This is a genomic window from Desulfobacterium sp. N47, assembly GCF_051233685.1.
In the GTDB taxonomy this organism is placed as follows: domain Bacteria; phylum Desulfobacterota; class Desulfobacteria; order Desulfobacterales; family RPRI01; genus RPRI01.
The window spans coordinates 1-26,648 of sequence record NZ_JBAMMY010000224.1; the positions used below are offsets into that span (position 1 = coordinate 1).

Genomic DNA, 26,648 nt, shown 5'->3' on the forward strand with positions numbered 1-26,648 from the left:
AAAAAACCAATCAAATATGCGCAGCTACAACCAAAATATCTCATGATGTCCCAAATTATAGAGTTGGGGAGGCTCCGCGAGCTCACCCTAAAGGGCTCGCTCACCTCCCCAACATCTATAATTTGGAAAGGTACCAGTTACTAACAATGTAGCAAAAAATAATTTTTTCATTTTCAACTTTCCTCCTCTTTCATTGTTTATTTGTGCTTTACGTTTATCTACACTTTTAATGCACAGTACTTTCAACTTTCATGCCATCAGAGCGTTTTGCGCAAAACATAAAGTAATTCAATATGATATAGGATTAAAGTGCAAGAAACAATGCAGAAGATCTGAATATAAAGTATCCAAATGGAAGTATCCACAAATGGGGAAAGCATACACTCCTGATTTCATGTTTAATTCTTCGGTGCACATATAAATCAGTATTAAATAATTGTTCCGGAAATCCGCTTTATTATTTTTTTGTTTGAAATCTTATCTACCTTTTTTAAAGCTTCATTCATTAACAGCCACCGTGGCTAAAGCAAATAATTAACGCAGTAATCAAGATTTTATTTTTGACAGCAGTGGTAAAGGTTATATAATAAAAAGAGATTTTTAGAGATTTATTGCATTCAATCCGTTATTGGCCTCTAATGTCCTGACACTAAAAGCTCTTTATTGCAATTGAATTAATTATGTCATTTGAGGCGTTTTTTGCCACGAAATAATATTTCGCCTCAAAATACAAACTATACTTATAAACAACTGTCTGGTAAGTATCCGGAGAAAGAGGGCAAGCTGAGAGAATTGCCGGTTGTGGCGACCCGGGAGACAAATAGTATCAGTTGGCCTGCCGAAATTTATTTGGAAAGAGGAATATCCGGATATAGTTTTCTTTTAATCGTTGATGGAGTGCTGTTAATAGTTGGGGAGAAAATACAAATATAGCGGTGATAAAACTTGTAAAGTGGCGGCGCTTTTCATATTTTAAGTGACTATAACGTTCTGCCATAGGAAGATGATAATGAAAAAATGTCCCTTCTGCGCTGAAGAAATTCAAGACGATGCTATAAAGTGTAAACACTGCGGGGAGTTTCTGAATATCTCCAAACACCCTGGCTTTTCTCAGGATAAGATTCCATGGTATTTCAAAACTTCTTTTATTATTATTGCGCTCTGTAGTGTTGGGCCTCTGGCGCTGCCTCTGATCTGGTGACGTCCAAAAACAACCCTGACATGGAAAATCATACTGACAATAGCAATCCTTGTTTTAAGCTGGGTTTTGTATCAAACCACGATGGAATCCATTCAGGTTCTGAAGGAGTATTACAAACTGATTAAGGGTGTGTGAAATGACAGATTACCTGCATGAACTTGTGGCAGCACAAAAACGGGGTGATGCAGCCGGGATTGCTTCAATATGCTCGGCCAATACTTTTGTTATCATTGCTGCACTGGAGTACGCCAAAAAACAAAATCTATCAGTGTGTATAGAATCGACAGGACGTCAGGTAAATCAATATGGCGGTTACTCCGGTATGCAGCCAAAGCAATTTGCCCAATATGTGAGACGAATTTGCAAAAAGTTGAAACTTGGCGAAGATCAGGTAATTCTGGGTGGAGATCACATAGGTCCTGACTCCTGGCGTTTTGAAAATTCAGATATGGCAATGGCTAAAGCCAGGGATCTGATTCGTCATTGCGTTAACGCCGGATACCGCAAGTTGCATCTGGACCCAAGCATTCCCTGTAAAGATGATATATGCGATGGCCGCCCGCATCTTTTCCTAAAGACGATAGCTGAGCGAACGGCATCTCTTTGCGAAACCGCAGAAGAGGCAGCAGCAACGTGTCCGGATAATAAAACTCAGATTGTGTATGTTGTGGGAGCTGAAGTGCCGACTGCCGGGGGAATGCTAAAAGGCAAGAGTGAAATACCCGTCTCATCCGCAAGCAATGTTGAAGAGACAATAAGTATTATGCACCGTGCCTTCATTGAAAGAGGGCTTGAGTCGGCCTGGAATCGCTGCATCGCACTTGTTGTGGAAACAGGCGCAACATTCGGTCCGGATGCAGTATGCGACTATGACAGTAAAAAAACCGAAGATCTCAAATTATTGATAGAAGGCGAAAAGAATTTAGTATTTGAGGCCCATTCCACCGATTTTCAGACTCATCAATCACTTGCCGATATGGTCCGGGATCATTTTGCAATTCTTAAGGCAGGGCCATGTCTTACGTTTGCTGCGCGGGAAGCCCTTTATGCTTTGTCATACATTGAGCGGGAACGGCTGGAAGGAAAACAGGGTATTACACTTTCGCTACTTTCCGAGCTTATGCAGGAACTTATGAACAAAGACCGAACCCATTGGCAGAACCACTATAGCGGCAATGAGAAATACCTGCGATATATCACAGCCTTTGGCTTCAGCGACAGGATAAGATATTACTGGTCGGATCAGAGGTGCGCAGATGCTATCGCGCGTTTGTTTCAAAATCTTAAAAAATACGGGATTCCTCTGCCTCTTCTCAGCCAATACATGCCCACTCAGTACGAAGCGGTACGGGAAGGCCGCATTCAATGTGTGCCGGACCGTCTGGTGTATGGCAAAATTGAGGAAACACTTGATAAGTATGCAAAAGCCTGTGGTGGTTTTACAGCAAAGTGTTGAGTTTTACCTGATGTTTACCATAAATCATTTCCCGGCTCTCATCTTGACATCTTCTATTATACGATTAAGAGTTTCACCGGTTTTTGCATGAATTACAACATCGGCATAATTATCCATCGAAGTTTGAGTCATGTTTATAATAATCAGTTTGGCTCCTGCCTGGGAAGCATACTGCGGCAGATAGGCTGCCGGATATACTACAAGAGAAGAACCGAGTGTAAGCATTAAATCACATGACTCAGCCCTGCGGTTTGCTTCCGCCAGTTCCCTTTCCGGCATGGATTGACCGAAGGAAATGGTGGCGTCTTTTAAAAATCCGTTACAATCGCTGCAATGAGGAACTTTAATCGAATCATCTGCTTCCATTTGCTTCTGGATTTCATTTCTTGGGTAAATCCTGCGGCAGCTAAGACATATCGCAAAAGCATTGGTGCCGTGAATCTCGATGATTTTTTTATCGGAATTGCCTGCTTTATGATGCAAACGGTCTATATTTTGAGTAACTATGCAATCAAGCTTTCCCATCTTTTCAAGCTCAAACAAAGACAGATGAGTAAGGTTAGGCTTGGCACTGCTTATAAGCGGATAAATTACTTTACTTCTCAACCAGTATTTTTCGCGCGCTTCTTCGCTTTCAACAAAATCCTGATAGTAAACCGGTTCAAATTTATCCCAAATGCCTCCTGGACTCCTGAAATCAGGAATACCCGATTCCGTGCTGACGCCTGCACCTGTAAAAACCACTATTTTTCGTGAATTATATATCAAATCAGCTGCGCGTTTAATTAATTCTTCCATATGTGCGTTTCCTGGCTTATTATTATCTTTATGAAAAATGGTTCGGGCATTAGACGTTTCGGGTTTTTAACAGCTCGTAAGTTCGTAAGTTCATAAGTTGATGAGGAAATGCATAAATCATTTTTATTAATTTATCTGAAAGCTTATGAGCTTATGAGCTTATCAACTTATGAACTCATGAGCTGTTTTATCCTCTTTAGGATGTGCTCCTGTTTTGTCAAGCAAGTGAAAAATTTATCATTCTGCTGACTGCTTCTTTTGCCTTTATCCTAATATTTTCCGGAACCTTGACTTCTCCTTCCATAAATTCAAGGCTTCTTGCCACATCTTCAAGAGTTATTTTTTTCATATCTTTGCATTCCATATCCTTTGAGACGGGATAAAATATTTTATCCGGGTGGGCTTTTCTCATAGGATGAAGAATTCCAATCTCGGTGCCTATTATAAACTCTTTGCTTTCGGATTCACCTGCATGTTTTATCATTCCGGATGTGCTTAAGATAAAATCTGCCAGTTCAAGCACTTCAGGACGGCATTCGGGATGAGCCATGAAAACCGCTTTCGGATGTTCTTTTTTTGCTTTCAGAACTTTTTGTGCAGTCAGGCTGTCGTGAACAGGACAATATCCTTCCCAGAAATGTATTTTCTTTTTCGTATGCAAAGCCGTATATTTTGCAAGATTTCTGTCCGGTACCATCAATACTTCATCAGCTTCAAGGCTGTTGACAACTCCAAGCACATTAGCGGAAGTACAGCATATGGTAGACAGCGCCTTAACAGCAGCGCTTGAGTTCACATAAGTAACAACCGGCATGGGAGGAATTTCTTTAAGCTTCTTTAATAGCGCTTCCGGCGTTACCATATCGGCCATAGGACATCCTGCATTTTTTTGGGGAAGCAGCACCACCTTTTCAGGACACATGATTGAGGCCGTTTCGGCCATAAAATGGACTCCGCAAAAAACAATAACTTCTGCATCGGTCTGCGATGCCTTTATACTCAGCTCAAGAGAGTCTCCGCAAAGGTCGGCCACATCCTGAATTTCAGGTGGCTGGTAATTATGTGCAAGCATAATCGCCTTTTTTTGTTTTAAAAGGCTCCTGACTTTATCTTTCATACTACTTCCTCCAATTACTCTCCTATTTTAAGAACTTCCACTCCTTTAGGTATCTTAAAGCTAAATACCGAATCCGGGTTATCAACAAGCTTTGAATCAATAAGCTCTATTTCGGTTTCATCATCATATATATTGTATATTCCGATTTTGGCAATTTCAAAATTTGATTTTGAAACATAAAGATATAAATATGATAAATCGGATCTTTTCTCATTCGGCAATAGTTTTAATACATAGTATTTATCACTGTTATTTTTGATTGAAACCGAAAAATTACGCCTGATAATACTTATATCCGATAAAAAGCTTGCTCCTTTACCCGCTCCGAAAAATTCCGGAGCTTTACCTACCATAACCTGATTGTCCTGCGGCCTGTAAATCCAGAGATTTTCTCCGTCTGTTACAACAATCTGTTTTTCGGGTTTTTCATATTCCCATCTCATCATACCCGGTCGCTTGACAAACATTTTTCCCTCAGCAACATCGGCTATTCCCATTGCCTTTAATGTTGAGCTCTGAATAAATTTTGCAACAAAGCCGGGCACGGAATATTTTTTTTCCACCTTCATCATAATCTGGTTGGCTTTTAATGATTCTTCTTTTGCTTGTGCATCAAACGCAAAACAGGTCAGGCAGAATATAATTGCAAGGGATAAAATTATCGTTTTTGATTTCATGCGGTATGTTTACCTTTATAAGTTTAAAATCATTTATAAACCTTTAACATAATTCTTTTATGATCAAAACACCAGATTATGTTACTGCCCGATTCCTACAATAAAAAACAGATGCTTGCAAGATATAAGGTTCAGGGCAAAAGCAGGTTCAGGTTTAATCCGTGTGTAACACCACGGAAAAGCTATTGAAGATAGCCCAGACAGTGTCATTTTCTTTCAGGTCAAGCTGTCTGTTGCTTTGACTGGTTACAATGGAACAAAGCTCAATCTCATCAGAAACCCGCACCACATATTCTGTTGTAACTTTGCCTTCAGTTATTCGGCTGACGGTTCCATGAAAAATGTTTTCCGCTGAGCACTCAGGTTCTTCATCTTTTTTTTGTAAAATCACCCACGGGGCTTTTACTTCGGCTTTAATCATAGTTCCCGTCTTAAGGCCAAGTCGAGCAAGGCTGTCATTGGTTATCACGGTTGAAATCAGATTATCTCCTATAGTGATAAGTTCAATTTTTGACTGTATATCCCCTTTTTGGATACTGCAAATTTTACCGAAAAAAATGTTTCGGGCGCTGGTTTTACGACCGGCTTCCTTTTCAAGAAAAAACTTTGTTATCTGCTGAGTATCCTTATCGGAAAATGAAGTATATGAAGCGGTTAATTTAGGTGACAAATGCCCTAATACTTTTTGAACAACGGATAGCGGCATATTGCTTTGCATAAGCTCAACAGCACGGGATTTGCGGATCGCATCCGGGGCTCCGAGTTCTTTCGGAAAACCGCAGGCAACAGCCCGCTCATAAAACTTGCGGCGAACATGGCCCGGATCAACATCAAATGAATTATCAAGAGACTGCCTGAAAACACCGTCGGTCAGCGCCTCCTGAATTTCTGAAGAAAGTTTTTCCGATATCTGCATCTGCCGTGCCTGCCTTTCAGTTTTTAAACCTCTTTTTCCGAAAACTACCAGCTGCTTTGCATGATCGATATCTTCCAAAGGGTTGAGGGCCAACACCTCGTTTAATCTTGCTCCCGTATAACGTATGAGCAAAAATATAAGAAGAATGCGTTTTCGTGATAACCGGATATTCGCACGGGAAGATTCCAGCGCCCATTCGCGAAAAGACTGTTCCAACCTGTTGATCTGAATCGTGTCAAGACTACGGGAATCGGTTTGCCCGGGCCAAACGCTTTGTTTTTTTGAACTGCTGCTTTTATTCATATGATCCTTGTTCAGGTTATCCTGCAACATTTATTGTTTAGAACTGATTAGTGCATATTTCTAACCCATTTTGCGGATTTTAGCAAGACGGCTAAAATATACTTGACTCTTATAACTCCTGTTGGTATAGTGACACGAAATACGATATTATCGTGTCACTATGTCCATATGTAAACTTTAAAATTTTCATAGGAGTTGCGCAATGTTTTTTCATACAGCAGGCATAGAAGTTTCTCCGTGGATTCCCCCGCTTGTTGCTTTTGTTATCTCATTTTTTACTTCCATGGGTGGGATATCCGGTGCTTTCCTGCTGCTTCCTTTTCAGGTTTCAGTTTTAGGCTATACAAATCCCTCGGTAAGCGCCACCAATCAGTTGTTTAACATTGTTGCCATCCCAAGCGGAGTATATCGTTATTGTAAAGAAGGGAGAATGGTATGGCCGCTTGCATGGGTTATAGTGGCCGGCACTTTGCCTGGAGTATTTATAGGCGCTTTCGTGCGGGTTAAATACCTTCCTGATCCGAAAAATTTCAAGCTGTTTGCCGCTTTCGTATTGTTGTATATCGGTATCAGATTAATACGCGACCTTTTATCAAAAAATTCCGGCAAAGCAGATAAGGCTTTGTGCGAAAAAAACTTTCAGGATATAGTTCGAAATCATCAAATAAAAACCGCACAGTCTGAAAAAAAAGGCTGTGAAGCAATTCCGGTTGTTGAAGTTACTCATTTTAATTTAAAACGGCTGGGATACAAGTTTTACGGAGAACAGTTTGATGTTTCATTCCGGGGAATTTTTTCCTTAAGTTTTATAGTAGGAATAGTAGGAGGAATTTACGGAATAGGTGGCGGAGCAATAATTGCTCCTTTTCTTGTAACATTTTTTGGATTGCCGGTTTACACAATAGCCGGAGCAGCGCTGATGGGCACTTTTATCACCTCAGTAGCAGGCGTTGCTTTCTATCAGGCCATAGCGCCGTTTTATCCCAATATGTCAGTTGCACCGGATTGGTTTCTGGGAATTTTGTTCGGGCTTGGAGGAATGGCCGGAATATATCTTGGCGCCCGCTGCCAGAAATATGTTCCTGCTAAAGTTATAAAATGGATGCTTGCGGGTATAATCACGCTTACGGCTTTGAAGTACCTGGCAGAGTTTCTTGGGTTTTAATCATAATCACTTATAAACCGCATCATTACAAAAAATATCCGATCCGTAAATTCCACTCGCGGTCACATGATGTATTGGACTCTAAATGCAGAGGTTCATAAATTCAGTTACGTATAGTCATTTCGAATGTAGTGAGAAATCATAATGAATAAAAAAGGCGGTAAAAGATATCTTACTACGGTCGATATGACACCGAAATTATAAATGGTGTGCAAAAATATATTCAGCATAAAAAATCCTCCCTCATTATGTATAGCATGAAATATGGGATGATATTCATAAAGATGAAAATTCTGTTGTAAAAAACGTGTCAAGCCAATATAAATTGGCTTGTGACATCTATGACTGATTTAAATATTTATAAAACCCATAGCTATGTAATTTAATCTAACACATTGAATTATAGTATTTATTATGGTATTAGCAATAAACTTATATTTGCTTTTCTTTCTGACTATCATGTGAGAAAGAAAGTTATACAGGTCTGCTCAATAACTTGTTATCTTCAAATATTTATGATATAAAAGTGTAGGGAGGAAGACTCCCACTCAAAAGGAGGTGATGTGCGTTGGCCAAGCTATTGGCAAGCCTATTGAGTGGAAGCCCGCTCTGAAAGCACGGTAAACCAAGAAACGCCTCGTACCCGTATAGAGGTGATACGGCTGCGAAATTTAAGGCTAACCCTGCCGGAGGAGGCAATTAAAAATAGATTCAGACCCAAAAGCCTCACCAACTTTAGGACTATCCGAATCCGGGCCTCCCTCATATCTTTTAACCATAATACCAAACATAGAAAACAATAATAATGGATGGCAATGATGATTTATATTATTGTTATACTTCTTCTCATTCTTGTTATCGCTAATGATTCAGCGCGAGAATTGTTGATTACGTTGATAGCGTTTGCCGCAAAGTGGGCGATTATCGTTACCATTCTTATTGCTATTATTATATTTGGAGCATGTATATTTACCACAATCCGCTCAACAGATATTTCAGCGATAATTGCGACTTCACCATTAATGACGTTTTCATCCCATTTGCCAATAATATCACTTTCAGCTCTTAACTTAATTGAGAATATAGTTATAGGCATACTCATCGTTGGCCCAATCGCAGCAGTAATATATGACCAGTACAAGATGAGAAAAAAATAATATTATAAGGAACCTCCATGAAAACAAAAATCTTAATAATTTTTGTAATCTTCCTATCGTTTCTGCCCTCGATTTCTTCTTCTGAATCACAGCCACCAGCCCCAAGACCAACTGAATTGGGTAACATAGAACAAGGCAGAACCCCCCCCCCAAAGAACGAATTGACCGAGGCCAATCAACAAAGTACCAATAAATCTGCGTCTATTCTCCCAACACAAAAAGCCGGCCCAAGCAATGCTAAAGAAGCCAATGGTAAGACAAAAGATATAGATCAAAAGCCTGCGCAAAATTGGAGCTTCTTTGATTTGTTGTTGATTGTTTTTAATGGTATTCTCGCTATATTCACTTTTCTTTTGTGGTGGTCTACCCATAAACTGTGGAGGTCTACTGAAAAAACTGCCGATCTTACCTATAAAGCCTTCATTGCCACGAACCGCCCACAGCTTAGAATTCGTAATATTTATTCTGATATTGTCATCTTCCCTGTTTGGATTTATATTAGCAATATTGGGGGAAGTAATGCTATAGACGTTGAAGTTCATGCTGTTTTCACTCTCAGGGAAGACAATGTCAAAATACCCCCATGGATAGAAAATATCTCTAAAAGTATTTGGCATGGTTCTAATACTATTGCCCCAGGGGAAGAAGCTGTTTATGAATTGAGATCCAAGCCAGATGTTTCTATCGATCCAGTTCTTTTTAATTCCTACAAACAAATTTTCTCTATAATCGGCAAAGTCAGATATAAAGATGCCAATGGAACCGAAAGGGAGACTGGCTTCGGGTGGACATACGATATTGAAACAAGAGAATTCTCCAAACCCGAAAAAGAAGACCAATATAACTATGAAGATTGATAGTTTTTTCATAAATCCTTTATATAACCATCGCTTGCACCAGACAAGCTGGTGAAGCGGGTGTTGGACCATGGAGGAAAACATGGGAAAGAAGAAATTGGATGAGATTATAGCAATGTTCTCTGATACCTGTGGCTTCGGCGACCCAGAAGCAAGGCGAAATGCTGAGTTACGTCTGCAGCTCTTGCTGGCCCAACAACAAAGTAAAACTGCCAACCGACTCAATCTACTGACTTTCTTACTTGTGGTAGTTGGACTGCTCAATGCAGCGGTACTTGCGTTTCAGGTATGGGGCAAGTAATCATGTCTAAGAGGCAGCCAATGACAAGCGGTAATGGGTTAACGGACGGCAGGGAGAATATTTGACAAATTATTGCTATTCTGAGACGATGTTACTAAATTTGGAGGATATATGCCTACAATAAGCATGTTTTACGGAATTCTGATTTTGATGTATTTCAAGGATAACCGACGTCATAATCTGCCGCACATTCACATCCGCTATCAAGACAATAATGCATCTGTTTCAATCGAAGACGGGAATATTCTTGAGGGTACGCTACCCGCTAAACAATTCAAGATGGTTCAGGCATGGATCGAAATCCATAAGGAAGAGTTAATGGTTGACTGGGAGCTTGCCGTTAATGGTGAGGAACCATTCAGAATAGCTCCATTACAATAAGGAGGCGAAAAGTGCTGATAGATGTTGTAAGCGTTAAGCCACTGAAAGATTTTTATCTGGATCTGGAGTTTGAAAATGGAGAACGAAGACGTTTTAATATGCGCCCTCTTTTGGCAGTGAAGCCGTGGAATCGGATTGCTAATTTGCAGTTATTCGAGCGTGCAAGAGTTGATTATGGAACTGTAGTTTGGCCGGGGGAAATTGATATTGCTCCCGAAACTCTCTATGACGATTCAACTCCGATTGAGAAATAAGTCAGGGGGTCAAAAATCAAGAAGGAATTAAGTCGGCCAGTTATCTCATAGACAGCTTCCAACAAATCGTTCAAGCGGCCAAGCCGCTTAACTCCTCGTTGGGCAATCCTATCCTATAGAGGGTGGAACAGATGTCATTTCTAAAACGATTTTTTGCAGATAAAGAAACAAAAGCCGCATTAGGTGTCGTTGATGAGTGTGATCTTATTTTTTCTTCTGATGATACTTTCGGAGATAGTTTCAAGATTATCAAAGCAGAGTTAGTTCCTTACCTTTATAAAGGTTCGCATATTTTAAAGGAACATATTAAAAAAGGGCAGTCTTTAAGAAGCTGCGTTTATACCGCAATTGCCAAAATCGCGCAAGATCACATAACAAGTGGTCAATATCATATGTATAGAGGTGTTTTAAGCTCTATGGGGCCAGGCCACGCACTTCATAAAATTTGTATAAAAGCAATAGATTTGGTGGTTAAGGAAGGTTCTGTTACACAAGAGAATGGTGAACAGTGGAAAGCTGACATAAGAGAACAAATTTCAAAAACCGGATAGAAATATAATGTTGAATTTTTTTAAACAAATCTTTGTCGCCGAACGGCCATGGAAAACGAGGATGACAAATGCCAGATAACAGTAATCTTGAAGTCAGCATACGTATCCAAGAAAAATTTGAATTCTATTTCTTGAGCCTTACATTTATCATTCTCGGTTTGGTTGTCCAAACATCAAAGTTCGGTTCTTACGCGATTTCCGATATTTTTGAGTTACTTGCCTGCCTGGATATTCCTTTTCGTTGCAGGTATGGCAGGTTTGTCTATAATGCGTTGGTCACCTTCGCTTTACAAAGTCAAGAACGAAATAATACGGCGAGGGGAATATCGTGATGAGGCCAAACGCAGAGAGTTAAGCGGTGAGAGACACGTCGTTCAAGGGGGAAAGGAGGAACCAATCGGCGATTTTATTGCCGACATCTCTCAGGGTGCCAAGGAGGTTGAAGAACAATTAGGCGACCTTGAAAAAAAGAACGACCGAAAGTACTGGTTACATGTTTATGGCTTCACTTTCGGTCTATTGTTTTTGATGGTATCACGCGGGTATGGGCCAGCCGTTCGCCTTATATGCTCTCTATTGAAGTAATTAGAGCACAACCATGCTCTTGCAGCGGATCGCAAAAAAACGCGCCCGCTGAAGAGCGTCGTTGGCAGCGAAGTGCTGACGAAGAGTTCTGTTCGTGAAAAGCACGGACTAAAAGAAATAACACAGCCAGTGGTGTATTGCGGATCACAGGTAACGTTAACCTGCTTCTCACAATGCAAGCACCTAACCCAGCTGGATTTTGAAGAAGCTATAGCTGCTAATGTGTTAAACTGGCCAGCAGTAATAATGTGAGGAAAATTATGGCAAAGATAGAAGGATTCCGAATCAAAAACTTCAGGTCCTTAAAGGACGTTACTCTTGGTCGGTTATGAAATCAGCAACAGGCTGATCCTCTTACACCCATGACTGCGGTCATAGGTAAAAATGGTGTTGGGAAAAGCACATTATTTGACGCATTCGGTTTTTTAGCAGATGCTTTGAAATCAGGCGTTGAAGAGGCTTGCGATTCTCGAGGTCGAGGTGGCTTTAAGAGAATTAGAGCGCAAGGTCAAAAAGAACCAATCGAATTTGAGATATATTACAAGGAAGATGGTAATGCTCGGCCCATTACCTATGAGATTGCCATTGATATGGATAGTTCCGGTCGTCCCTTTGTGTTGAAAGAGCGTCTCAGGCAAAGGCGAAAAGGCCAAAAACATGGGTGGCCTTTTTCATTTCTTGTGTTGAATAGTGGAAAAAGGGGTTGTTTGGAAAGGAGATCAGGAAGGTCGTCAAATCGATGAGGATCAAGGAAACTTTGATTTGTTTGACCTGATGGAATCCATAAAGTCAGGTGAAGCTAAGGAGGAGTCTAGAGAAACAGAAGTTGTCGAACTTGAAGAATACGTAAGCTTGGAATTGCCACGCTCGGGTCATTGAAACAACATCCGAGAATTTCAGCGTTTCGCAGATTTATCGAAGGATGGTACTTAAGTTACTTCACACCCGATGCTGCTCGCAGTTTGCCGCTGGCTGGCCCCCAAAAGCACCTCAACATCCACGGTGATAATCTTGGTAATGTAGTGCAATTCATGGAACGGGAACACCCGAAGCGTTTCCAATCAATACTAAATCGTATTGCTGACAAAATTCCCGGTGTCAACAACATTGATACAGAATCAACCAACGATGGTCGCTTGCTCCTGCGGTTCAATGACAAGGGCTTTCAGGACCCTTTTTATTCCCAACAGATGTCTGACGGGACACTGAAGGTATTTGCCTACTTACTTTTACTTGAAGATCCGACGCCACCACCGTTTTTATGCATCGAAGAACCGGAAAATGGCTTGTACCACAAGCTACTGGAATCTTTAGCGAAGGAATTTCGAGAACACACTACAGGCCGCAAGGGCGGGTCTCAGGTTTTTATCACTACCCATCAACCGTATTTGGTTGATGCCTTGGAACCTGATGAGGTCTGGATTCTGGAAAAGGGGCCGGATGGTTTTTCAATAATCAGGAGGGCGAGTGAGGACGATACGGTGAAGAATTTAGTTGCGGAGGGATTGCCTTTGGGTGGACTCTGGTACAGCGATTATTTGGATGCGAGGTAATCAGATGCATTTTGATACTCACATAGTCAGACGTTTTTTATTAAGTAAGGAGTTTTTCAACCGGGAAAACCCCTGGGCATATCAATCCATGACCGCCCGCATGCTTGAGGCGGTGCGTAAAGGCTGCTGGAATGCAGATGAGAAAATCAAAAAGAAACTGGCGGCAGAATATGCGATAAATGTAGTAGAAAAAGGTGTAGCCTGCTGCGATCATACCTGTAACAACCCGATGCTTAATCAGATGGTAGTAAACATTATTTCTTTGCCTGGTGTGTTGTCGCCGGAAATGGTTGAAAAATTCAAGCTTACCATAGAGAAGATGGCTGCCAAATCTTTAGAAGAGCAGACCGCAGACAGAAAAGATCTATTGGCTAAACTTAATACAGGGCCGGGAAAGATAGAGAAAAATGCCGGACAGGAGGAACAGAAAAAGCCTGTGGATGAGAGCAGCAGTAAAAGTCAAAAAGATGTAAAACAAGTTGAGGGTTATAAGATGGAGGATATGGATACTAAAGATGAAACTACCGATTTAAGTTCGTCGGGCATTCAATGGGCGGCGTCGCTTTTTGTGCTGTTATTGATTGGATTGTTTGTTTGGTGCTGCCGGCTTGATCTTATCCCACGTAGATCCGGTCCGCCATCTGGCCGTAATCCAAACCTTACGCTTTTTTAAATCATGCTTTTGTAAACGGTATTACCAAGCTTTACAAACTCTTCAATATTAAGAGTCTCAGAGCGTCTTGACGGATCAATTCCTGCACTGTTTAAGGCCGATTCTGCGTTTTGTGCGCTGATTCCAAGCTCACTTGCTGAAAGTGAATTTTTAAGGGTTTTGCGTCTCTTCCCGAAAGCAGCTTTGATAACACTAAAAAAGAAAGTTTCATCATCTGCAACAACATCCTGATGTTCTTTGAATCTGATCTCAAGTATCTCAGAATCTATTTTGGGTTTTGGGTAGAAAAGTGAGGCTTTTACATCAGCGATTTTAGCAGTATCTGCGCAATATTTCAGCATTACCGAAATTCTTCCGTAGTCTTTACTGCCCGGTTTTCCACAGATTCTTTGGGCCAGTTCCTTCTGAAACATCAATATGGCTCGACTTACGCAGCTTCGTTCCTTTATTAGCTTTATAAGTATTTGGGAGGAAATATTGTATGGGAGATTTCCGAATACAATAATTTTCCTATCGTGTTTTGCAGCAAGTCCGTTTATATCAAGTTTTAATATGTTTTCATTTAATATTTCAACATTATCAATAGATTTTGATAAAATTTCATTTTGTAAAACCTGAACAAGATTCGGATCTTTTTCAACTGCATATACTTGATGTGCAGCAGCTGCCAGAGGAATCGTGAGAGCTCCCAAGCCTGAACCTACCTCAAGAATGATGTCTTCAGGCAGAATTTTTGAACGAAAAATTATCATTTCTGCTGTTGACGGATCGGCAAGAAAATTTTGCCCGTATTGCTTTTTTGGAGAAAGATTCCATGCAGAAAGTAGAGTTCTTGGAGAAGTCATGAAATATGTTCTCTCTGTTTTTTTCGTAAATGCACTTTTTTTGCTATATGCCAGGTGATAAAATATGTTAAAATAGCAGGTAAAATTCCGATTAGAGTTCCTCCGGTCATAAGAGCGAGAGTTGCATCTGATCCCAGTTTTATAAGTTCTGTCAAAGATGTGTATTTCAAGTCAAAAGGAAGAGATGTTTTAAATATCAACTGCCCGGTTTTATAGCTTGTAAAATAGAAAAAAGGCATTGTAAGCGGATTTCCTATCCAAACCCCCAGTGCTGCGGCTGCCTTGCTTGCACGCAGGATATATGCAAGCATTACTGCAAGGGCGGTATGAAAAGGAAAAGTTGGAGTGATCCCGATAAATACTCCTATAGACATTCCAACTGCAATATGATGCGGATCACCGTCGAGTTTTTTTACCCGATCAACAAATTGAGATATTTTTTTCTTAATTATCATTAATTTTTATATAAAACTTAAACTGTCCTTTTCTTAATTAAAGTTATAAATAAATATTTTATAATGCATGCATATATCAGATGCTGTGCCATTTACAATAATATTTGTTATATTTTACCTAAATCAGAAACATGCCGATAAGAGTATGAATCAATATCGGTGTTCTTGCTCATAACGTTTGAAGCAATAACAATTTATTTGCATATAATATGTTTTATTAATTTATGAAGCTTGACTTTAGTATTATAATCACTTAATTTTATATTAACATTTCCTGTAATTATGTCATTTGCTTTAGGTATGACGCAATACTGAAAAAGGAGGGCATATGGCTAAGAAAAGAGTAAAACCAGTTAGTTTTGATGCAATGGTCAAATTTTTTATGCTAACGTATGATATTCCATCAAGAAAAGATTTTCAAAAGATAATGGCTAAGCTGGAAAGTCTGGAGATGCTGATAAAAAATAGCAGCACAAAAGGGGGCAGGTTATCTGCTAATTCAGGTAGTGGAATGACCAACTGGAACAAATCTGTAAAAACAGCCTTTGAAACGGTGTTTGGGGTAATTAAAAGTTATGAACGGGGAGCAGGCTTTGATGAAATTCAGGAAAAAACCGGTTTTAATGAAAAGAAAATCCGTAACATCATTTTCAGGCTGAACAAGTTGGGAAAAATAAAGCGTAAAAGCAGAGGAATATATATAGCTGTGTAGTCTTTCATAGTTTTTAGATTCGTTGCAATGCCGAATAGTTCTAACATGATTTTGATCGATGATCCCCGCTCTTGTCGGAGCAGGGGTCATCGATTTATTGATATTGGGCTAAATATATGAGGAACAGAGGTTTAGATGAATAGATCAACTGATAATATTAACAAAGATATTTATGAACAAAAGATAATTTCCGGCTACAAAGTAAAGAGGATAGCAGAGATTCCCGATATCAGTTCTTTTTTTTATGAATTGAACCATATCAGAACCGGTTCAAGACATATTCATATAAGTAACAGCGATAAAGAAAATACTTTTTCCGTAACTTTTAAGACTGTTCCTGCCGATTCTACAGGAGTTGCACATATACTGGAACATACTGTTTTATGCGGCTCTAAAACATATCCGGTACGCGATCCGTTTTTTTCCATGATTAAAAGAAGTCTTAATTCGTTCATGAATGCTTTTACTGCATCAGACTGGACTATGTATCTTTATTCAACCCAGAACAAAAAAGACTTTTACAATCTTATGAATGTATATCTCGATGCGGCTTTTTTCCCGCTATTGGAAGAGCTGAATTTCAGACAGGAAGGTTATCGCATTGAACTGGATTCATCTGCTGCTGACGGACCAAATCTCGTATATAAAGGGGTTGTCTATAACGAAATGAAAGGAGCAATGTCTTCTCCCGATCAGGTTATGGCGCGTTCAATGTTAAATGCACTGTATCCCTTGACCACATATGGTTTCAACTCAGGCGGAGATCCTGCCGTTATCCCAACTCTTACTTATGATGATCTGAAGAAATTTCACAGCAGACATTATCATCCGAGCAATGCTTATTTCTATACATATGGGAATTTGCCTTTAGAAGAAAGCCTTTCGTTTATCGATGAAAAAATACTTAATAAATTTGAAGCTATAGATCCAAAAACATCTGTGCCTTCACATCCGCGCTGGAATACGCCTAAAAAAATGCGGTATTTTTATCCTCTGTCAAAAAATGAAGAAACCTTGAAAAAAAACCAGGTATGTATGGCATGGCTTTTGTCAGATATAACCGATACCTTCGAATTGCTCATTCTTGTGCTTTTAGAACATATTCTTATCGGCAATTCTTCTTCGCCTCTTCGTAAAGCATTGATTGATTCAGGTCTTGGTTCTTCTCTTTCAGATTCATCAGGTTATGATCCGGGAAATAAAGATACGATGTTTGCATGCGGTCTTAAGGATGTGAAAGAATCGGATGCCGATGTAATTGAAAAGATATTGTTTGATACTCTTTCGGATCTTGTGAAAAACGGCATTGATAAAAACCTCATCGAATCAGCTATTCATCAGGTGGAATTTCACCGCAGGGAAGTGACAAATACTCCATATCCATATGGTATAAAACTATTGCTTTCATTTATGGGAAGCTGGCTTCACGAAGGAGATCCGGCCAGAATACTGAATCTTGATACAGATATTCAAAGACTGCAGGAAGAATTATTAAAAGAGCCTCTTTTTGAAAACAGGATAAATAAATATTTTATAGAAAATAAACACAGGGTGCTTTTAACTCTTGCGCCTGATCAGGATATGGAGCAAAGACAAACGGAGCAAATCAGGGCAGAGCTTGAAACTATTAAAGCCGGTTTAGCAAAAGAAGATATCAATAAAATTATTGAAGATACAAAAAGTCTTGAAATGTTACAGCTGAAAAAGGAAGATCTATCCTGCCTTCCGACGCTTGAGATTTCCGATATTCCCGCATCCGTTGAAAAGATTAATGAAAGCTCAAAATATGGTAACATCCCGGTTTCATGTTATGAAAAGCCTACGGGAGGAATTCTTTACTTTACCGCAGCCGCCGGAACACAATTGCTGGAAGAAAGGCTTATTCCTCTTGTCCCCTTTTTTTGTTTCGCCTTTTCCAGGATCGGCACATCCTTAAGAGATTATTCGGATATGGCCCAGCGCATGGATATGTACACCGGAGGGATAGGGCTTTCATCAAATGCAAGGACAGGATTTGACGGTTCCGGCTCATGTATTCCTTTTATTTCTTTTAATGGAAAATGCCTTGAAAGAAATGTTGATATGATGTTTGATATTATAAATGAACTTGTTTTTAAATTCAGTTTTTCAGATCTTGTCCGTTTAAAGAATCTTCTTCTCGAATACAAGGCGAGTTTTGAATCAATGGTTGTTCCGAATGGCCACAGGCTTGCTATTTCCCTTGCATCAAGAAATCTTAATAAAGCATCTAAACTAAATGAAATATGGTACGGAGTTCATCAACTGCTTTTCATGAAAAGCATTACCGGAGATCTTTGCGATGCAAAAATAAAAATAATTGCTGATGACCTTGCAATGATAGCCTCAAAAATTATGTCAGGAAATAATTTAAAAACAGCGCTTATAGCAGATAGCAGTTTGCTTTCGGCAGCGCTTCCAAAAACTCTTTCGCTTCTCAAAGTCCTTCCTGAAAATAGTATGGCAGCTTTTGAGGCAAACGAGATTTTCGCAGAAGATAATTATCCGAAAGAGGGTTGGAGCACTTCATCAGCAGTATCTTTTGTAGCTTATGTTTTTAATGCCGTAAGGATGGAGCACGAAGATGCTCCTGCGCTTGCGGTTTTAAGTAAACTTTTAAAATCAATGTATGTTCACAGGGAAATCCGTGAAAAAGGTGGGGCATATGGCGGATATTCAATGTATAATTCCGAAGACGGTCTTTTTTCCTATGCTTCTTACAGGGATCCTCATATAGTTAATACTTTAAAGGTGTATAAAGAAGCTCCTGCATTTATCAGGGAGGAAAATTTTGGAGATGAAGATATCAAAGAGGCTGTTTTACAGGTTTGTTCCGAAATCGACAGGCCTGATACTCCGGGTGATGCTGCAAGAAAAGCTTTTTACAGAAAAATTGTATCGCTTTCAGATGAACTAAGAGAGCGTTTTAAAGAGGGAGTTCTTGCCGTTACCAGAAAAAAAGTAATTGATATTTCAGGAAAATATCTTGAAGGTACGGATAATCGTTGTGGAATTGCTGTGATATCGGATGAAGATAAACTTAAATCGGCAAACAAGCAGCTTAAAGAATCATCACTTAAGCTGTACAGGATTTAATGGGAGACAAATATGGAACAGAAAAAAATAACTGTGCCTGATATAAAGGAAAGAAAAAAAAGCGGTGGGAAAATAACGATGCTGACCGCTTATGATTATCCTACAGCGCTTCTTGTCGACAGGGCAGGAATAGATATCATACTTGTAGGTGATTCTCTCGGTATGGTGGTGCTTGGTTATAAAGACACTGTTTCGGTTACTATGGAAGAGATGCTCCATCATATAAAGGCTGTTTCCGGTGCTGTGAAAAGTGCTTTGGTCGTAGGAGATATGCCATTCGGATCATATAATGTTTCAATTGAGGAGGCAATTTATAATGCCAACAGAATGATGAAGGAATCGAGAGCAGATTGTATCAAGCTTGAGGGGGGATGCCAGGTTGCTTCTGTTGCAAAAGCTATAGTTGAAGCAGGAATTCCTGTTCAGGGACATATAGGTCTTACTCCGCAGACTGCATCGTCTCTCGGCGGGTTCAAGGTTCAGGGAAAAAGCGTAGAAGCCGCACTTGCTCTTATCGAAGATGCAAAAGCGCTTGAGGATGCAGGTTGCTTTTCCATAGTGCTTGAGGCTATACCTTCTCCGATTGCAAAAATGATCACAGAATCTGTTTCGATTCCCACTATAGGAATAGGTGCGGGTATCGATTGTGATGGCCAGGTTCTTGTTATTCATGACCTGATAGGTCTTTTTGAAAGATTTACGCCAAAATTTGTAAAACAATATGCAAAAATAAGTGACATCATTCTTTCGGCAGTTGAACAATATAAGTCGGATGTTGAAAGCCTGAAGTTTCCGGAGGAGCAACATTGTTTTTCAATGAATTCAAAAGAGGTTGAAAAGCTTAGAAAAATAAAAAAGATCAAACGCAAAAAGATGGATTAGAAACACTGGGTAAACAGGCAGAATATAAAAAAATACCCGGTCTGAGATGATAATATAACCTTATTAATATTTTTCTTGCATTTCTTTAAGTTATAATATAAATCTTTTTGGATTAAAATAAGCGTATATTTTTGCATCTGTATGATAATACATTGTTATTATTATTAAGACCTGATGTTACTATAAACAAACATGACTGCAGGAGGTGTAGGTATAGCTATATCCAGACAAACAGGAAGGCCTGACAAAACAGACAAGACAAATATTAACCAGGATATTCGGGCCAAAGAGGTAAGAGTTATAGATCCTGAAGGAAATCAGGTTGGTATTCTGCCTACTTACAGAGCCCTTGCGGCGGCAGCCGACTTTGGACTTGATCTGGTTGAAATATCACCGAACGCTAATCCGCCTGTATGTAAAATTATGGATTACGGGCGGTATAAATATGAACTTGTCAAGAAGAAACAGGAAGCAAAAAAGAAACAAAGTACATTTCAGGTTAAAGAAATAAAGGTACGGCCCAAAACCAGTGATCATGATCTTAGCGTTAAAATAGACCATATAATAAAATTTATCGGGAAAAAAGATAAAGTAAAAGTTACGGTTGTATTCAGAGGTCGTGAGATAACACTGACACAGTTGGGCAGGGAACTGCTTGATAAAATTGTAAGCAGTACTTCAGAAATTGCTGTGGTGGAACAAACGCCAAGATTTGAAGGCCGTGCCATGATAATGATTTTAGCTCCCAAATGATTATTAAACAGGGAGAATTAATACTTTTTTTTATAAAGTTATAAAGCAGTAGAAAATTAAGGAGAAGGTTATGCCTAAGATAAAGACGAATCGTGGCGCAGCTAAGCGATTTAGAAAAACAGGCTCTGGAAAATTTGCATATGCCAAGTCGCATGCAAGCCATATACTTACAAAAAAGACTACTAAACGCAAACGTTCATTGCGTAAGAAGCATATAATCGATAAAACAAATCAAAGGGAACTCAGATTACTTCTTCCTAATCTTTAATTTATTAAGAAGAAATACAGTGATAAAAAGTCATGTTTTATTTGTGTAACCGGTTATATGTGTAAGGAGAAAAGAAATGCGTGTTAAAAGAGGTTTTAAGGCAAGACGTAGAAGAAAAAAGGTTTTAAAGCTTGCTAAAGGTTTTCGCGGAGGACATAGTAAATTATTCCGAACGGCAGCTGATACGGTTGACAGGGCTTTAGCTTATGCTTACCGGGATCGCAAGGCCTGCAAACGTGATTTCCGCAGATTATGGATAGTCAGGATAAATGCTGCTGCGCGAATGAATAATTTGTCATACAGCAAACTTATACATGGGCTTAAAATTGCAAATATTGATCTTGATCGTAAAGTTCTTGCAGAGCTTGCAATATCGGATCCCAACGGATTTGCGCATTTGGCCGGTATTGCTTCGCAGCAGGCCTGAAAACGCTGCTTGCATGAAAAAAATGATGTATCAAAAATAAATTTATGCCGGTTTTTTTGATGCACTTTTAGCTCGTTTTATTCCGGCTATTATAAGCAATAATTAAAACAAAACGATAAAAGTGGAAAAAACAATAGAACAGATTTGTGACGAAGCTTTCAAGGAAATCAATGCTGCAGAAAGCAGCGAAAGTTTAAATGCTATTTCCGTAAAATACCTTGGAAGAAAAGGTATTATTACTCAATTTCTAAGAAGCATATCCACACTGCCTTCCGAAGAAAGGCCAAAAGCCGGTGAAAAGGCTAACGAAACAAAGAAGATACTTGAAAAAGCAATAAAAGATGCAATAAGCAGAGTTGAATCAGAGGCTTATAAAACAGCCGGTTTTATTGATGTTTCATTGCCTGGAAGATCTTCTTTTCCCGGATCGCTTCATCCTGTTACGCAGATTATGAGACAGATTTGCGATATTTTTGCCCGGATGGGTTTTAATATTGCAGAAGGCCCTGAAATTGAAAGTGATTACTATAATTTTGAGGCTCTTAATATCCCAAAATATCATCCTGCAAGAGATATGCAGGATACTTTTTACGTTTCGGATAATATTGTCTTAAGAACCCACACTTCCCCTGTACAGGTGCGTATTATGGAAAAACGCAACCCTCCTGTTAAAATAATTGCTCCGGGGAAAGTATATCGCAGTGATTCCGATATTACTCATACTCCTATGTTTCATCAGGTAGAAGGGCTGATGGTTGGCGAAAATGTATCTTTTGGAGATCTTAAAGGTATTCTTACCAATTTTATTCATCTGTTATTTGACGATAAGACAAGTTTAAGATTCAGGCCAAGCTTTTTTCCTTTTACTGAGCCGAGTGCTGAGGTTGATATTCTTTGTGTTATTTGCAGGGGTAAAGGTTGCAGAATCTGTTCATACACCGGATGGCTTGAAGTGCTTGGTTCCGGTATGGTTCACCCTGCGGTTTTTGAAAATGTAGGCTATGATACATCGAAGATTACAGGATTTGCTTTTGGTATAGGAGTTGAGCGTATTACAATGCTAAAATACGGGATTGATGATATCCGTAAGTTTTTCGAAAATGATTTAAAGTTCTTAAGGCAGTTCTGATATGAAAGTTAGTTTAAGCTGGCTTGAAGATTATATCCCAATTGAAACAGATATTGACGATCTGGCTTCTGCGCTCACAATGGCAGGGCTTGAAGTCGAATCTGTTACTGATACATTTAACTATCTTGAAAAAGTAGTTGTTGGGCGCATTATTGAAATTAATCCTCATCCAAATGCTGATAAATTAAAGATTTGTCGTGTTGATGCCGGAGACGGGGTTTTGCAGATTGTCTGCGGTGCACCAAATATAAAAGAAAATTTGCTTGTTCCGCTTGCCATGCACGGAACCCTTCTTTCTGATGGAACGCTTATTGAAGCATGTGAAGTGCGTGGGCAAAGATCGGAAGGAATGCTTTGCAGTGAAAAGGAACTTGAAATTGGTGACGATGGAAGCGGTGTATTGGTTCTTTCTGAAAAATGCAGAGCTGGCAGCAGTATTACCAGCGCTCTTGATCTTTCGGATTATACCCTTGAAATAGGCTTAACTCCGAATCGTTCCGATTGCTTAAGTATTATAGGTATCGCAAGAGAAATAGCTGCTATACAAAAAACTAAAATAAAATATCCTTCTGTAAATCAAATAAATAACAATAAGAATTATGATTTTGTTTCTGTAAAAATTGAAGCTGTTGATCATTGCCCAAGGTATGCTGCCGGACTTGTTAAGGGTATATCGGTTGCTCCATCTCCTTTCTGGCTGAGAAAACGTCTCTTATCGGTAGGACAGAGACCCATAAACAATATAGTGGATATAAGTAATTTTGTCATGCTGGAATGCGGCCAGCCTCTTCATACATTTGACTTTGACCAAGTGGCCGAAAAGAAAATTGTTGTTCGTACTGCAACAAAAGGCGAAATTTTTGTTACACTTGATGGGAAAAACCGGGTTATGGATGAAGAAATGCTTCTTATTTGCGATGGTGAAAAGCCGGTTGCAATAGCAGGAGTAATGGGAGGATTAAATTCCGAAATAAGCAACTCAACCAAAGATGTTTTAATTGAAAGCGCATATTTTAATCCTTTAAGCATTCGTAAAACTTCAAAAAAACTTGGCCTTAGCACTGAATCCTCATATCGTTTCGAGCGGGGAGTTGATCCTGATGGAACAGTAAGAGCGCTTATCAGAGCCGCTGATCTTATTGCAGAAATCGGCAATGGCAAAATGGTTGAATCAATCAAAGATGAATATCTTCTAAAGCAAAAGACGGATGCAATTGAGCTTAGTGTAAGCAAAACCAATAAATTGCTTGGCGTGGAGCTGAATAAAGACACAATAAAAGCATTGCTTGAGTCGATTGAATTTAAAGTTCAAAACAGCAGCTCAGATACAATCGAAATAGTGCCACCTTCTTTCAGGGTTGATATTACAAGGCCTGTTGATCTTATGGAAGAAGCGGCGCGTTTGTACGGATATAACAACATTCCCACTACACTGCCTCTCATGCATGCCGAAACCGTTCATCCATTAGAAACGCTTGTCTTAAGAGAAAACATCAGGAATATAATGACAGGGCTTTCTTTTGCTGAGGCGATTAATTATAGTTTTGTAAATGAATCAACATGCGATCGGCTTAAACTTTCTTCAGATAGTCCAAAAAGACATTTACTTTATGTGTTAAATCCTCTTACGGAAGAACAAAATGTTATGAGGACTTCACTAATTCCCGGTCTTATTGAAACAATGCGGCGCAATTTATCTCATCAGGTCAGAAACCTTAAGATATATGAAATAGGAAAAATATTTTTAAACAAAGATAAAAACAGTCTTCCTGAAGAAATTGAAATGATTGCCGGCTTGTGGACCGGCGACCGCTATAATCCGGCCTGGTATACCAAAGAAACTAACTGTGATTTTTATGATATAAAAGGTGTTGCTGAAGCTATTCTGGACGCTTTGAATATCGATAATGCTGTATTTACAAAATTATCATTTGAATTATGCAATTATACAAGATATGGTTATACTGCAAAGATTGTCGCAGGGAAAGAGACAATAGGACTTGTTGGAGAACTGGATTCCGGGGTCCTTCAAAATTTTGATTTGAAACAGGCAGCTTTCATATTTGAATTAGACTGCAACAGCCTTCTTAAACTTTCTAATCTTTCAAAGATGTCTGAACAGTTGCCGAAATATCCTTCTGCAATAAGAGATATCACAATAATCATAGATAAAGATATTGAAGCGATGTCTATCATAGATAACATTAAGGGTATCGGTGAAAAGCTTATAGAAAACGCCAATCTGTTCGATATCTTCGAAGGCGCTCCGATTCCATCAGCAAAGAAAAGTGTTTCAATCAGGATAACCTACAGATCTTCGGAAAAGACCCTTGAAGATGATGAGGTTAATAATACACATAAAATTATTACAGACAGGCTAATCAATAAATTTGGTGCATCATTGCCGGCCTGATAAACAAGTTTTCAAGCCTGAGTGATTAAGATGCAAGAAAATCCATATCCTGAAATACAGATACCGGATAAACTATATTTTAAAATAGGTGAGGTCAGCAAAATAGCTGGCGTGCCATCTTCTGTTATACGGTTCTGGGAAACTGAATTTCCAAAAATCAATCCAAAACGAACACCTGCCGGACAGCGGCATTACAGGAAAAGTGATGTCGAGCTTATCTTAAAAATTAAACACCTGCTTTATGATAAAAAGTTTACAATCCAGGGAGCAATCAAACATCTTAATTCGGATATATCCGAAAGCAAATCTTCGCTGAAATCTTCAGATGGAATAACCGGTGTAGTCAAAGAACTCCGTCAGGAATTGATTAATATACGAAACATATTAAGTTAACCGAATTTGGTAATTTCATAAATTGCTTTAAATTAAAAACATCGGGAATAATGATTATGGCCATTAAAAAAAATATTAAAAAACAACTGGAACAAAGAATTGAATCGCAGAAAATTATAGTTATTCATGGCCCGAATCTTAATATGCTTGGTGCGAGAGAGCCTGATAAATATGGAACCGTAACTCTGACTGATATCAATAAAGGCCTTGTCAAGCTTGGAGAAAAACTTGGTGTTATTGTAGATACTTTTCAGTCTAATCATGAAGGATTGATTGTAGATAAAATTCAGGATGCTTCATTGAATTATGATGGAGTTATCATTAATCCGGCTGCTTATACACATACAAGCATCGCTGTAAGAGATGCTCTGCTTTTGCTTAAAGTGCCAATAATTGAAATACACCTCTCAAACATTTTTAAAAGAGAACCGTTTCGTCATAAATCCATGATATCGGATATTGCAACAGGAACTCTGTGCGGTTTCGGTCATTTGGGATATTATATGGCTCTTGAGGCGATATCCAGCCTGCTTAAAAAATGACGGATTTTATAAATTCCGTCATTATGTTGACTATCTCATAAAAAGCAAATTTATAGTGTCGAATATATCCAGAAAACAAACCTCTTCATAAGACCTATTGATACATAATATTAACAAGTTATATTGATTATATCCCTTGACTTTGCCTAAAGTAATAATTCAGACAGCTTTATAAAAAGCTTCATACGCAAGGCATGCTAATTGCAAATAATGAGACGTGTATATCTTCGTACACTGAAATTAAGAATGATGAAGCGCAATCCGGCAGATGAATAATTTACAAAAATATTAAAAATTCTTGACAGGTATTTCTAAATTGTTTATGAGTAGTATAACTACTCATAAAGGAGTTTTTTTGTGGAGAATTTGTTTTCAGGTTTAATATCATCCAAAACAAGGATTAAACTTATAATCAGGTTTTTTTTAATCCTGAAGCAAAATCATATCTTAGAGAACTTGCCAGAGAATTTGATGTTTCAAGCAATTCAATACGTGAAGAACTAAATCAACTAACAAATACCAACCTATTAATATCAGAAAAAATAGGTCGCAAAATACAATATATGGCAAATAAGGATCATCCGATATTTCCTGAGCTTAAATCAATGGTTGGCAAGGTAATGGGAATCGACCAGGTTATAGACGGTATAGTGGGAAGGCTTGGAGAACTTGAACGTGCATACCTTATTGATGATTATGCCGAAGGTAAGGACAGCGGAATTATAGACCTCTTGCTTATTGGCAATATCGACCAGTTTCACCTTAATGAT

The 26,648-nt window shown here is 39.0% G+C and carries 29 protein-coding genes and 1 pseudogene; 23 read left to right on the top strand and 7 right to left on the bottom strand.

Annotation, left to right across the window (positions count from 1 at the left end; genetic code table 11):
* Nucleotides 1-1,009: 1,009 nt before the first annotated feature.
* On the top strand, nt 1,010-1,201 hold the full coding sequence (locus VXK47_RS14580; protein WP_435549517.1) for a zinc ribbon domain-containing protein: 192 nt from the start codon (nt 1,010-1,012) through the stop codon (nt 1,199-1,201).
* Between the two features lie 136 nt (nt 1,202-1,337).
* Entirely contained in the window at nt 1,338-2,657 is a 1,320-nt protein-coding gene (locus VXK47_RS14585; RefSeq protein WP_435549518.1) for a class II D-tagatose-bisphosphate aldolase non-catalytic subunit, read from the top strand.
* Nucleotides 2,658-2,681: 24 nt separating this feature from the next.
* Here VXK47_RS14585 and VXK47_RS14590 read toward each other — a convergent pair whose 3' ends face one another.
* From VXK47_RS14590 to VXK47_RS14605, 4 genes are all read right to left on the bottom strand, one after another.
* Entirely contained in the window at nt 2,682-3,455 is a 774-nt protein-coding gene (locus tag VXK47_RS14590; protein WP_435549519.1) for an SIR2 family NAD-dependent protein deacylase, read from the bottom strand.
* 217 nt (nt 3,456-3,672) lie between these two features.
* Complete coding sequence (gene nadA / locus VXK47_RS14595; RefSeq protein ID WP_435549520.1) at nt 3,673-4,572, bottom strand: quinolinate synthase NadA; 900 nt, start codon at nt 4,570-4,572, stop codon at nt 3,673-3,675.
* 14 nt (nt 4,573-4,586) lie between these two features.
* The gene (locus VXK47_RS14600) at nt 4,587-5,249 is read right to left on the bottom strand and encodes a LolA family protein (RefSeq protein ID WP_435549521.1); all 663 of its coding nucleotides are present in this window, start codon (nt 5,247-5,249) and stop codon (nt 4,587-4,589) included.
* 154 nt (nt 5,250-5,403) lie between these two features.
* A complete protein-coding gene (locus tag VXK47_RS14605; protein WP_435549522.1) occupies nt 5,404-6,468 on the bottom strand; it encodes a TOBE domain-containing protein in 1,065 nt (354 codons plus the stop codon).
* A gap of 202 nt (nt 6,469-6,670) precedes the next feature.
* Between VXK47_RS14605 and VXK47_RS14610 the strand changes: the two genes are divergently transcribed.
* The gene (locus VXK47_RS14610; protein WP_435549523.1) at nt 6,671-7,633 is read left to right on the top strand and encodes a sulfite exporter TauE/SafE family protein; all 963 of its coding nucleotides are present in this window, start codon (nt 6,671-6,673) and stop codon (nt 7,631-7,633) included.
* Nucleotides 7,634-8,456: 823 nt separating this feature from the next.
* Here the strand turns inward: VXK47_RS14610 and VXK47_RS14615 are convergent.
* On the bottom strand, nt 8,457-8,729 hold the full coding sequence (locus VXK47_RS14615) for a hypothetical protein (protein ID WP_435549524.1): 273 nt from the start codon (nt 8,727-8,729) through the stop codon (nt 8,457-8,459).
* A 78-nt stretch (nt 8,730-8,807) separates the two neighbouring features.
* On the opposite strand from VXK47_RS14615, the gene VXK47_RS14620 reads away from it, so the two are divergent.
* From VXK47_RS14620 to VXK47_RS14660, 9 genes are all read left to right on the top strand, one after another.
* Nucleotides 8,808-9,647, top strand: coding sequence for a hypothetical protein (locus VXK47_RS14620; RefSeq protein ID WP_435549525.1), 840 nt, complete (start codon nt 8,808-8,810; stop codon nt 9,645-9,647).
* 82 nt (nt 9,648-9,729) lie between these two features.
* Nucleotides 9,730-9,948, top strand: a complete 219-nt coding sequence (locus VXK47_RS14625; RefSeq protein WP_435549526.1) for a hypothetical protein — start codon at nt 9,730-9,732, stop codon at nt 9,946-9,948.
* Between the two features lie 111 nt (nt 9,949-10,059).
* Nucleotides 10,060-10,329, top strand: a complete 270-nt coding sequence (gene dhiT / locus VXK47_RS14630; protein WP_435549527.1) for a DUF4160 domain-containing protein — start codon at nt 10,060-10,062, stop codon at nt 10,327-10,329.
* A gap of 11 nt (nt 10,330-10,340) precedes the next feature.
* Nucleotides 10,341-10,583 (top strand): DUF2442 domain-containing protein, encoded by a 243-nt coding sequence (locus VXK47_RS14635; RefSeq protein WP_435549528.1) that lies wholly within the window; start codon nt 10,341-10,343, stop codon nt 10,581-10,583.
* Between the two features lie 131 nt (nt 10,584-10,714).
* The gene (locus tag VXK47_RS14640; protein WP_435549529.1) at nt 10,715-11,134 is read left to right on the top strand and encodes a hypothetical protein; all 420 of its coding nucleotides are present in this window, start codon (nt 10,715-10,717) and stop codon (nt 11,132-11,134) included.
* A gap of 267 nt (nt 11,135-11,401) precedes the next feature.
* On the top strand, nt 11,402-11,719 hold the full coding sequence (locus tag VXK47_RS14645) for a hypothetical protein (RefSeq protein WP_435549530.1): 318 nt from the start codon (nt 11,402-11,404) through the stop codon (nt 11,717-11,719).
* A 362-nt stretch (nt 11,720-12,081) separates the two neighbouring features.
* Nucleotides 12,082-12,462 carry an AAA family ATPase gene (locus VXK47_RS14650; RefSeq protein WP_435549531.1) on the top strand — a complete coding sequence of 127 codons (381 nt, stop codon included), beginning with the start codon at nt 12,082-12,084 and terminating at the stop codon, nt 12,460-12,462.
* Between the two features lie 132 nt (nt 12,463-12,594).
* Nucleotides 12,595-13,272, top strand: a complete 678-nt coding sequence (locus VXK47_RS14655) for an AAA family ATPase (protein WP_435549532.1) — start codon at nt 12,595-12,597, stop codon at nt 13,270-13,272.
* A 4-nt stretch (nt 13,273-13,276) separates the two neighbouring features.
* Nucleotides 13,277-13,945, top strand: a complete 669-nt coding sequence (locus tag VXK47_RS14660) for a cobaltochelatase subunit CobN (RefSeq protein WP_435549533.1) — start codon at nt 13,277-13,279, stop codon at nt 13,943-13,945.
* Here VXK47_RS14660 and rsmA read toward each other — a convergent pair.
* Both rsmA and VXK47_RS14670 read right to left on the bottom strand, forming a co-directional pair.
* Entirely contained in the window at nt 13,942-14,790 is an 849-nt protein-coding gene (gene rsmA, locus VXK47_RS14665) for a 16S rRNA (adenine(1518)-N(6)/adenine(1519)-N(6))-dimethyltransferase RsmA (protein WP_435549534.1), read from the bottom strand. The genes VXK47_RS14660 and rsmA overlap by 4 nt on opposite strands.
* On the bottom strand, nt 14,787-15,245 hold the full coding sequence (locus VXK47_RS14670; protein ID WP_435549535.1) for a DUF2062 domain-containing protein: 459 nt from the start codon (nt 15,243-15,245) through the stop codon (nt 14,787-14,789). The genes rsmA and VXK47_RS14670 overlap by 4 nt, the downstream gene beginning before the upstream one ends.
* Nucleotides 15,246-15,573: 328 nt before the next feature.
* On the opposite strand from VXK47_RS14670, the gene VXK47_RS14675 reads away from it, so the two are divergent.
* The 11 genes and pseudogenes from VXK47_RS14675 to VXK47_RS14725 all read left to right on the top strand — a co-directional run.
* Complete coding sequence (locus VXK47_RS14675) at nt 15,574-15,957, top strand: hypothetical protein (RefSeq protein ID WP_435549536.1); 384 nt, start codon at nt 15,574-15,576, stop codon at nt 15,955-15,957.
* 135 nt (nt 15,958-16,092) lie between these two features.
* A complete protein-coding gene (locus VXK47_RS14680; protein WP_435549537.1) occupies nt 16,093-19,071 on the top strand; it encodes an insulinase family protein in 2,979 nt (992 codons plus the stop codon).
* A 12-nt stretch (nt 19,072-19,083) separates the two neighbouring features.
* The gene (gene panB, locus VXK47_RS14685) at nt 19,084-19,953 is read left to right on the top strand and encodes a 3-methyl-2-oxobutanoate hydroxymethyltransferase (protein ID WP_435549538.1); all 870 of its coding nucleotides are present in this window, start codon (nt 19,084-19,086) and stop codon (nt 19,951-19,953) included.
* Between the two features lie 192 nt (nt 19,954-20,145).
* Entirely contained in the window at nt 20,146-20,706 is a 561-nt protein-coding gene (infC, locus tag VXK47_RS14690) for a translation initiation factor IF-3 (protein WP_435549539.1), read from the top strand.
* A gap of 70 nt (nt 20,707-20,776) precedes the next feature.
* A complete protein-coding gene (rpmI, locus tag VXK47_RS14695; protein ID WP_435549540.1) occupies nt 20,777-20,974 on the top strand; it encodes a large ribosomal subunit protein bL35 in 198 nt (65 codons plus the stop codon).
* Between the two features lie 76 nt (nt 20,975-21,050).
* A complete protein-coding gene (gene rplT, locus VXK47_RS14700; RefSeq protein ID WP_435549541.1) occupies nt 21,051-21,401 on the top strand; it encodes a 50S ribosomal protein L20 in 351 nt (116 codons plus the stop codon).
* 121 nt (nt 21,402-21,522) lie between these two features.
* Complete coding sequence (gene pheS, locus VXK47_RS14705; RefSeq protein WP_435549542.1) at nt 21,523-22,530, top strand: phenylalanine--tRNA ligase subunit alpha; 1,008 nt, start codon at nt 21,523-21,525, stop codon at nt 22,528-22,530.
* Between the two features lies 1 nt (nt 22,531).
* Nucleotides 22,532-24,943: a phenylalanine--tRNA ligase subunit beta gene (pheT, locus tag VXK47_RS14710; RefSeq protein WP_435549543.1), complete on the top strand. Its 2,412-nt coding sequence runs from the start codon at nt 22,532-22,534 to the stop codon at nt 24,941-24,943.
* Nucleotides 24,944-24,973: 30 nt separating this feature from the next.
* Nucleotides 24,974-25,336, top strand: a complete 363-nt coding sequence (locus VXK47_RS14715; protein ID WP_435549544.1) for a MerR family transcriptional regulator — start codon at nt 24,974-24,976, stop codon at nt 25,334-25,336.
* A gap of 56 nt (nt 25,337-25,392) precedes the next feature.
* On the top strand, nt 25,393-25,878 hold the full coding sequence (gene aroQ, locus VXK47_RS14720; RefSeq protein WP_435549545.1) for a type II 3-dehydroquinate dehydratase: 486 nt from the start codon (nt 25,393-25,395) through the stop codon (nt 25,876-25,878).
* A gap of 563 nt (nt 25,879-26,441) precedes the next feature.
* Nucleotides 26,442-26,648, top strand: a pseudogene (locus VXK47_RS14725) (ArsR family transcriptional regulator); the annotation flags it as partial.